The 6,988-nt window shown below is 72.7% G+C and carries 9 protein-coding genes; 4 read left to right on the top strand and 5 right to left on the bottom strand.

Annotation, left to right across the window (positions count from 1 at the left end; translation table 11 throughout):
• Positions 1-58: 58 nt before the first annotated feature.
• Together ACWCP6_RS21515 and ACWCP6_RS21510 are read right to left on the bottom strand one after the other, a co-directional pair.
• Positions 59-334, bottom strand: a complete 276-nt coding sequence (locus tag ACWCP6_RS21515; RefSeq protein ID WP_450934077.1) for a hypothetical protein — start codon at positions 332-334, stop codon at positions 59-61.
• A gap of 128 nt (positions 335-462) precedes the next feature.
• Positions 463-654 (bottom strand): DUF6381 family protein, encoded by a 192-nt coding sequence (locus ACWCP6_RS21510; protein WP_450934076.1) that lies wholly within the window; start codon positions 652-654, stop codon positions 463-465.
• Positions 655-1,218: 564 nt separating this feature from the next.
• Between ACWCP6_RS21510 and ACWCP6_RS21505 the strand changes: the two genes are divergently transcribed.
• The 4 genes from ACWCP6_RS21505 (at position 1,219) to ACWCP6_RS21490 (ending at position 5,804) form a co-directional block, all read left to right on the top strand.
• Positions 1,219-2,298, top strand: coding sequence for a tetratricopeptide repeat protein (locus ACWCP6_RS21505; RefSeq protein WP_450934075.1), 1,080 nt, complete (start codon positions 1,219-1,221; stop codon positions 2,296-2,298).
• Positions 2,295-3,383: a polyprenyl synthetase family protein gene (locus ACWCP6_RS21500; RefSeq protein ID WP_450934074.1), complete on the top strand. Its 1,089-nt coding sequence runs from the start codon at positions 2,295-2,297 to the stop codon at positions 3,381-3,383. The genes ACWCP6_RS21505 and ACWCP6_RS21500 overlap by 4 nt, the downstream gene beginning before the upstream one ends.
• A gap of 261 nt (positions 3,384-3,644) precedes the next feature.
• Complete coding sequence (locus ACWCP6_RS21495; protein ID WP_450934073.1) at positions 3,645-4,712, top strand: right-handed parallel beta-helix repeat-containing protein; 1,068 nt, start codon at positions 3,645-3,647, stop codon at positions 4,710-4,712.
• Between the two features lie 60 nt (positions 4,713-4,772).
• Positions 4,773-5,804 (top strand): methyltransferase, encoded by a 1,032-nt coding sequence (locus ACWCP6_RS21490; RefSeq protein WP_450934072.1) that lies wholly within the window; start codon positions 4,773-4,775, stop codon positions 5,802-5,804.
• Positions 5,805-5,814: 10 nt separating this feature from the next.
• Here ACWCP6_RS21490 and ACWCP6_RS21485 read toward each other — a convergent pair whose 3' ends face one another.
• From ACWCP6_RS21485 to ACWCP6_RS21475, 3 genes are all read right to left on the bottom strand, one after another.
• Complete coding sequence (locus ACWCP6_RS21485; RefSeq protein ID WP_450934071.1) at positions 5,815-5,949, bottom strand: hypothetical protein; 135 nt, start codon at positions 5,947-5,949, stop codon at positions 5,815-5,817.
• Positions 5,950-5,956: 7 nt separating this feature from the next.
• A complete protein-coding gene (locus ACWCP6_RS21480) occupies positions 5,957-6,286 on the bottom strand; it encodes a hypothetical protein (protein WP_450934070.1) in 330 nt (109 codons plus the stop codon).
• A 243-nt stretch (positions 6,287-6,529) separates the two neighbouring features.
• Positions 6,530-6,865, bottom strand: a complete 336-nt coding sequence (locus ACWCP6_RS21475) for a TcmI family type II polyketide cyclase (protein WP_450934069.1) — start codon at positions 6,863-6,865, stop codon at positions 6,530-6,532.
• Positions 6,866-6,988 lie beyond the last annotated feature (123 nt).

Raw genomic sequence — 6,988 nt, 5'->3', positions numbered from 1 at the left:
GGGTGCCGCGCCGTCCGGCGCGGCACCCCCGGCGCGTGCGGCCCCGCGCCCGGGCACCTCAGCCGGTCGGTGTCTCGCTGTCGTCCAGGACCTCGGCGGTCCAGCCGTAGGTGAGCTCTCGGCCGTCCACGGTCAGCGCCTCCACGGAGCGGGTGCGCGGATCGATGTCGGCCTGTACGCCCTCCCCCGCGAAGCGCGGGAAGCCCGACCTGCCGAGTTCGCCGGTGGCCTCGACGGTTGCGGTGCGCAGCGCGGGCCCGTGGTTCGGATGGTTGTCCGCGTCGACGAGCTGGGGCTCCAGCACGACGACGTACCGGGTAGGTGTGGCGGTCACGCTCCCCACGCTAGTGCGCCGCGCCGGGCGCCGCCTGTTGTCGGCGCTCCGGACGCGGCCCGGGCGTCCCGGCCGAGGCCGGTGGCCGGCCCCGGCGGGACCGGTGGTGGCCTCACCGCGGGGTCACCTCACTCGCAGGGGTAGATGTCCCCGCTGGCCATGCCGCTCTCCTGTTCGCTGCGCGACTCCAGGCGCAGGGCCTTCTCCTTCAGCCGGTTGCGCTCGCCCGGATCGGTGGCGCGTTCGGCCTCCTGTTCCAGTTCCCTGGCCTGCTCGCGCAGTTGCCGGATGTGTTCCGGCGAGCCGTCCGCGACGCTCATGATCACTCCTCGCAGCAGGCGGATACGGACCCTTCGCCCCTCGGGCCGGTCATCTGCCCCTTCAGTGAATCAGCGGCCTCCACCGGACGCATGTCGAACGTCTGATCGACATGCTGACGACCCGCAGCCCCGCCCCGGCAGGCCGGCGCCCCGCACACCGGCGGAACGACGTCGCGCCGACGAGCCGGCCAATCCACCCACCCCGGCCAGGACATGCGTTTGACATGATCGCCGGCCTCACACGTCGACCCGCTCCGGAGAGCGGCACTTTTCGGCCGGAACCCGACGCGCTCCGGACACAGGCAACCCCCCGCGCCCGACGGGCGTCTTGATCGACAACGGGCAGCGGCGCGCGAGACCGCGCCGGCCGTGCGGACTCCCCGACCCCGGGGAAGACACCCGACCCTTTCGGTCCGGGTGGTTTCCCGTATCACTATGCGCTCGGTGTATACACGCTGCGTATACACCCGGTGCACAGAGAGGTCGGATCTCCGCGCTGCCGCCCGTGCGCCGCCGTACCGACCGAACGGCGGCGCGGATATCGCAGCACGACGAAAGGCATTCATGTACGGCAAGGCATTCGCCCCCGAGTACCAGGGCGCACTCACCTCCCTGTCCGTGAATTCGTCCCTGGTCGACGTCCTGGCCGCCGGCACCGAGCAGTTGCGGGCGGCGGAGGCCGCCGGGTCCCGCGGCGAGGCGGCGCGTTCGGGGCTGGCCGTCGCGGAGGCGCACCGCAGGCTGGGCCAGGTGGAGGACGCCGACCGGGCGTGGAAGGCGAGCTACCGTGCCGCCCGGGAGGCCGAGGACACCGGGGCCATGGCGTGGGCCCTGTGGAGCGGGGGCACCCTGGCCCGGCAGCGCGGGGCGCTGGCACTGGCCTGGCGGCTGCTGGGCCTCGCGGCGGAGCTCGGCGAACGCGGCGGCGACATCGTCGTCCGCGGCTACTCACTGGCCGGCCTGGCCGAGACCGGCCGCATCCAGGGCGACTACGCGGCCGTGGGCGCCCTGCACGAGCAGCTGCTGGCGGAGGCCAGAAAGCGCGGCGAGGCGCGGCACACGGTGTGGGCGCTGGAGGGCATCGCACAGATGCACCGCAACACGGGGTCGTACGACACGGCGTACGCGATGTTCGAGGAGGCCGCCGGGATAGCCGCGGCCGCCGACGACCGCCGCGGGCACGCCTGGGCCCTGCGCGGCCTGGCCGACATCGTCTCCGTGCGCGACGGGGACGCGGAGCGCGCGCTCGGCCTGCTGGCGGAGGCGGAGACGACCTGCCGTGAGATGAACCTGTCGAGCGCCCTCGCCTACAACCACAAGATGCGCGGCAATGTGCTGTACCGCGCGGGCCGGTACGAGGAGGCGCGGGAGGTGTACGCCACGGCGCTCGAGGAGTTCGAGGAGATGAGCGAGCCGCGCGGCGAGGCACTGGCCCGGCTCGGCCTGGTCAAGTCGCGGGCCCGCCTGGGTCGCGACCGGGCGGAGACCGCCGCCGACCTGGCCGACCTGGCCCGTGTGCTGGAGGGCATCGGCCTGCGGCACGCCCGGCAGATGGTGGCACGCGCGCAGGAGGAGTTCGGCATCGGCGCGGACGGCGGGACCTCCGGCTCCGCCGCCGCCACGACCGCGGAGGCCGGAAGGTGACGGCGGCGTCCCCGACGGCGGGGTTCGTCGAGGCGGCCGGCACCGTCGGCACACCGCCGGTCCTGGAACGCTGCCGGGATCTGGTGCGCCCCGCGCTCGTCGAGGCCGTCGGCCGTCTGCATCCGTGGCCGGCCGAGATGGCCGCGTACTCCTTCGGCTGGTGCGAGGTCGGCGGTGCACCGGCGGCGGGTGCGGGCGGCAAGGGCGTGCGTCAGGCGCTGGCCGTGCTGGGAGCGGAGGCGGCCGGCGCGCCCGGCGAGACGGGTGTCGCGGCCGCCGTGGCGGTCGAGTTGGTGCACGCGTTCTCGCTGCTGCACGACGACATCATGGACGGCGACGCGCTGCGGCGGCGCCGGCCGGCCGTGTGGAAGGCGTACGGCACGGGCCCCGCGGTGCTCGCCGGCGATGCGATGTTCGCCCTGGCGGTGGACACGCTGGCGGCCGCGCCGGGCAGCCGTGGCCCCGCCGCCGTACGCCATCTGGCGGGCGCCCTCAACGACCTGGTCCACGGTCAGGCGGACGACCTGCTCTTCGCGGCGCGGCCCTGGACCGGACCGCAGGCGGTCTCCCCCGCCGAGTACCGGACGATGGCCGAGCACAAGACCGGCGCGCTGCTGGGGAGCGCCGCGGCGCTGGGTGCCCTGCTCGCCGGGGCGCCGCCCGAGACGGTGGCCGCGCTCGACCGGGCCGGACGGCACCTCGGGGTGGCGTTCCAGGTGGTCGACGACCTGCTCGGGATCTGGGGCGACCCCGAGGTCACCGGGAAGCCGGTGCACGGCGATCTGCGCCAGGGCAAGAAGACCTTCCCGGTGCTGGCAGCGCTCGGCGCTCCCGCGCGGGGTTCGGCCGAGCCGGCCGCCCGGAGTCTGGCGGCGCTGCTCACCGCGGACGGTGCCGGTGACGAGGCGTCGGTCCGGCGCGCGGCCGCCCTGGTCGAGGAGGCCGGCGGGCGGACGGCCGCGTACGAGGAGGCCGGCCGCCATCTCGACGCCGCTCACGCCTGCGTGGACGCCGCCGGGTCGGCACCGCACGCCGCCGACGAACTGCACGGCCTCCTGGGCTACCTGGCACGGCGCGAACTCTGACGCCCGCCGGGCCCGTCCGCCCGCCCGTCCACCCGTGCCTCGGGCGGACGGGCGGGGCGGTGCCCGGTCCGTGAGCGGGGTGGGGTCCGTGCGCAGGGGTCCACCGTCCGAACGGGCGGCCGGTCCGCGGGGCGGCGGCCGGTTCGCGGACCGGCTCCCCGATACCCCGCACGGCCCCCGCATTGGGCCACTTGCGCACGCTCCGCAGGCTACGGGTGACCATATGTGGCGAGGCGGAAACGGCGACCTTAGCTTCGGCTCATGGCGAAACGACAGATCTTGTATCTCGGATGCGTCACGCTCATCGCGGCGTCGGGGCTGGGCTGTGCCCCGGCGGAAGGGGCAACGGCGGGTCATACCGTGGTTCCCGGGGAGTCGATCCAGAAGGCGGTCGACGCCGCGAAGTCGGGCGACACCATCTCCATCGCTCCCGGCACCTACCAGGAGAGCGTCCTGATCACCAAGTCCGGTCTGACGATCCGTGGGTCCGGCCGGGGCACCACCATCATCAAGCCGTCGGCGACCAAGGAGGCCGCCACCAACGCCTGCGCCAAGGCCGGCAACGGCCTCTGCGTCCAGGGCACGTCCGGCCACCCCGTCGTCGGCACGACGATCCGCGCGCTCACGCTGAGCGGCTACTCCAAGAACGCCCTGTGGGCCACGGGGACCGACCAGCTGACGGTCCGTGACGTGGCCGCGGAGAAGAACGGCAACTGGGGCTTCGCCACGGAGAAGTCCACCAGGAGCGTGTTCCGGGACAACCTCGCCCAGAACAACGCGGAGTCGGGGCTCTTCCTGTCCAACACCGTGGGCGAGGAGGGGGGCGCCACCGACGCCCTCGACACCCTGGTCCGCAGCAACGTCCTCAAGAACAACCGGGTCGGTCTCACCGTCCGGCGCCTGCGGAACCTGAGCGTCGACCAGAACGACGTCTCCGGCAACTGCAACGGCATCTTCGTCGTGGGTGACGAGGGCAAGCCGCGGGCCGGACACCTCTCGATCCGCTCCAACACGGTCCACGCGAACAACAAGTACTGCCCGAAGACGGCGCGGCTCCCCTACATCCAGGGCTCCGGGATCGTCCTCACCGGCACCGAGGACAACCTCGTGGAGAAGAACACCATCCGCGACAACGTCGGAAAGTCGCAGTTCTCCGGCGGCGTGGTGCTGTTCAAGAGCTTCGTGGGTACGCCCAACGACCGCAATGTCGTCCGCGACAACACGGTCACCGGCAACACGACGGCCGACCTGGCCAACCGGGGGCCGGGTACCGGCAACAAGTTCGACCGCAATGTGTGCCGGGTCTCCGAGCCCGCCGGCATGTGCTGACCGACCGTCGGCCGCGCCCCTGCCGAACCACCGTGTTCCTGAAGTGAATCGAGGCGGTAAATGACCACGGTAAGTCCCACCCCTCACCCGTCGATGCGGCTGAGGGAGCTCGTCTTCGGGGCGGCCTGCGCCGCGGCCGTCCGTGCGGCGGCCAAACTGGGCGTCGCGGACGCGCTCGGCGACGAGCCGGCCACCGCGGACGACCTGGCGGCCAAGCTGCACATCGAGCAACGGCCGCTGCTGCGGCTGCTCAAGGCCCTGTCCTGCTACGGCATCTTCGCGGAGACCGACGACGGCCGGTGGGTCCACACCGACATGTCCCGGCTGCTGCGCGAGGACGACCCGCACAGCCTCAAGTACATCTCCCTGTGGTGCACCGAGCCCTGGACCTGGGACGCGTGGCCGCGGCTCGACGAGGCCCTCAAGCGCGGAGGCAGCGTCTTCCAGGACCTGTACGGCAAGGGCTTCTTCGACTATCTCCACGAGGACGCCCATGACTCGGCCCACGTCTTCAACCGGGCCATGACCACCTCCAGCGAGCAGTCGGCGCGGGAACTCGCGGACCTGCTCGACATGAGCGGGATCTCCACGGTCGCGGACATCGGCGGCGGCCAGGGTCACGTACTGGCCAGCCTGCTGGAGAAGCACCCGGAGCTGCGCGGCACCCTGCTGGATCTGCCGCGCGTGGTGGAGAAGGCCGACGCGCGGCTGCGGCCCGGCGGTCCGCTCGCCGAGCGGGCCACGATCGTCGGCGGGGACTGCCGGGACGACGTCCCGGTCCAGGCCGACATGTACATCATCAAGAACATCCTGGAATGGGACGACGAGAGCACCCGCAGGCTGCTGCGGAACATCATCACGAAGGCCCGCCCGGGCGCCAGGGTCGTCGTCATCGAGAACCTCGTCGACGACAGCCCGTCGATGAAGTTCACCACGTCCATGGACCTGCTGCTGCTCCTGAACGTCGGCGGGGCCAAGCACACCAAGAAGAGCATGGTCACGCGGATGACCGAAGCCGGCCTGACCGTCGGCGACATCCGGCCGGTCAACGCGTATCTGCACGCGTTCGAAAGCACGGTTCCGGCGTCCTGACCGCCGCGCCCTAGCCCCGGACCCGGCAGCCGAGGAAGCCCGCCCCGGCCGTCGCGGACGCTGCTGGTTGACTCGGGCCCTGCACGACGTCGGTCTCCAGGACCCGGTTGTGGTCCTGGAGACCGACGTCGTCGTATGCCCGCATCCGTGTCTCACACGTCGCGGCGCTCCTGCCGGTCGGGCAGCGCCGCACGCTCCTCCCCCGTGTCCGGCCCGTCGACGGGAACGGGCCGGCCGATGTCGGACGGCCAACCGGGCCTGACGCACGCAGCGAAGTCCGCGAAATCCGTCCGCAGGTACCGAGGATCGGACGGCTTCAGCCGGACCTGTTGACGGCTGTCCGCCCACCAGACCTCGACATCGGTGACCGTGCCCTCGACGGGCCACCGTTCTGCCCGCTCGGGCAACAGCAGAACGTCGACGCATCCCCCGACGCGCAACCCGATGTCCACGAAGATCCCGATCGCCCCAGGTCTGGGCACCTTCACGACAGTGCCCCGGAAGACCTGCCCGAAGCGCAGACTTCCCCGAATCCGCGCCCACTCCGCGTCCGTCACCACAACCACGCATCCTCGCAGCCCGGCCGCGCGAGCATCAGCCCGATCTCGCGATGAGCGCGGACTCACTGCGAGATCGGGCTGAATGCGCCAACGGCGGCCGCCCCCGGCCGGGGGCGGGCCCTCGGTGCGCTGCTTGTCGGTGTGGTGTTTCTGCGTGCGGTGGCGTCACGCCGACGGGTCGCGCTCCCAGCTGTAGAACGCCTGGGCCATCGCGTCCTTCGGGCTCCGCCACGTCGCCGGGTCGTAGGCGCTGACGTACACGGAGAGCTTCTCACTGATGTCCCGGAAGGCCGGGTGGTCGGCCACCTTGGCGATCGCCGGGCCCGGCGGCCGGTCGGCCTCCACGAGGTGCATGTAGACGTCGCCGAACTGGAACAGCGTGCGCCGGGTGACACCGACGAGGTGCGGCAGCTCTCCTCGGTCGGAGGCGGCGAACACATCGGCGATGTCCGCGGCGGAGCCCGGCTTCATCCGGGCCACGATCAGTGCTTGGTGGTGCATCGGAGCGTCCTTTCGGGTGGGCGCCCACGCCGCGGGGGGGGGCCCCGGGGGGGCGGCCGCGAACGGCCCCCCCGGGAGGCCGGGGTGGGCGCCGCCCCCCGCGGCCCCCCCGGGCGGGGGTAA

It is taken from the genome of Streptomyces sp. NPDC002004 (assembly GCF_053593975.1).
This window is presented reverse-complemented; position numbering and strand designations above follow the sequence as displayed.